The sequence below is a fragment of the Pseudomonas sp. NPDC088885 genome, assembly GCF_044750025.1.
GTDB lineage: Bacteria > Pseudomonadota > Gammaproteobacteria > Pseudomonadales > Pseudomonadaceae > Aquipseudomonas > Aquipseudomonas rustica.
The window spans coordinates 1-1115 of sequence record NZ_JBIVJB010000261.1 but is presented as its reverse complement, the minus strand read 5'-3'; the positions used below and the strand labels follow the sequence as shown (position 1 = coordinate 1115).

The following is a 1115-nucleotide window of genomic DNA, read 5'->3' as shown; positions in this document are numbered from 1 at the left end:
GGGTGATAGCCTGACGGATCCACCAGGTGGCATAAGTCGAGAACTTGTAACCACGACGGTATTCGAACTTGTCTACCGCTTTCATCAAGCCGATGTTGCCTTCCTGGATCAGATCGAGGAATTGCAGGCCACGGTTGGTGTACTTCTTGGCGATCGAAATCACCAGACGCAAGTTGGCTTCAACCATCTCTTTCTTAGCGCGGCGGGCCTTGGCCTCACCGATCGACATGCGACGGTTGATGTCCTTGATTTCTGCGATGGTCAGACCGGTTTCGGTTTCCAGCGCGATCAGTTTCTGCTGGCAACGAATGATGTCCGGCTGTACGCGACCAATGGCTTCGGCGTACTTGCTCTTGCCTTTAGCCAGGGCGTCGGACCAGCTTTCGTCGACTTCGTTACCCGGGAACTGACGCAGGAAATCAGCGCGTGGCATACGTGCATCACGTACACACAGTTGCATGATCGCGCGCTCTTGCTGACGCAGACGATCAAGGGCACCGCGAACACGTTCAACCAAACCTTCGAATTGCTTCGGTACCAGTTTGATCGGCATGAACAGCTCGGCCAGCGCCAGCAATTCGGCAATCGTTGCCTTGTTGCTGCGACCGTGCTTTTTCAGGGCCTTGCGGGTGATTTCCATCTGGTCGGCGACCGCGCCAAAACGCTGGGCGGCGATAACCGGATCCGGACCGCTTTCGGCTTCTTCTTCGTCATCGGAAGATTCGGCTTCTTCGTCGTCGGTTTCGTCGTCGGCTTTCGCGACTTTCGCTTCGACAGGCGGCGGTACCTCGGCAGGCGGCGCAATGCCGTCGTCCGGGTCGATATAACCGCTCAGGACGTCGGACAGGCGGCCACCTTCGGTGGTCACACGAGTGTACTCGGAGAGAATATGGTCAACCGTGCCAGGGAAGTGCGCGATTGCGCTCATCACTTCACGGATGCCTTCTTCGATTCGTTTGGCGATTTCAATTTCGCCTTCACGAGTCAGAAGCTCGACCGTACCCATTTCACGCATGTACATGCGCACCGGGTCAGTGGTGCGACCGATATCAGTCTCCACCGCTGCCAACGCGGCGGCTGCTTCTTCCGCAGCGGCCTCGTCGGTATCGGCGTCG

General features: G+C 57.5%; 1 protein-coding gene. It reads right to left on the bottom strand.

Translation table 11 applies throughout. The features are described 5' to 3' along the window. Positions 1–1115: sigma-70 family RNA polymerase sigma factor (locus ACIP1X_RS29090; protein WP_400756003.1), on the bottom strand; the 1115-nt coding region annotated here is incomplete at both ends.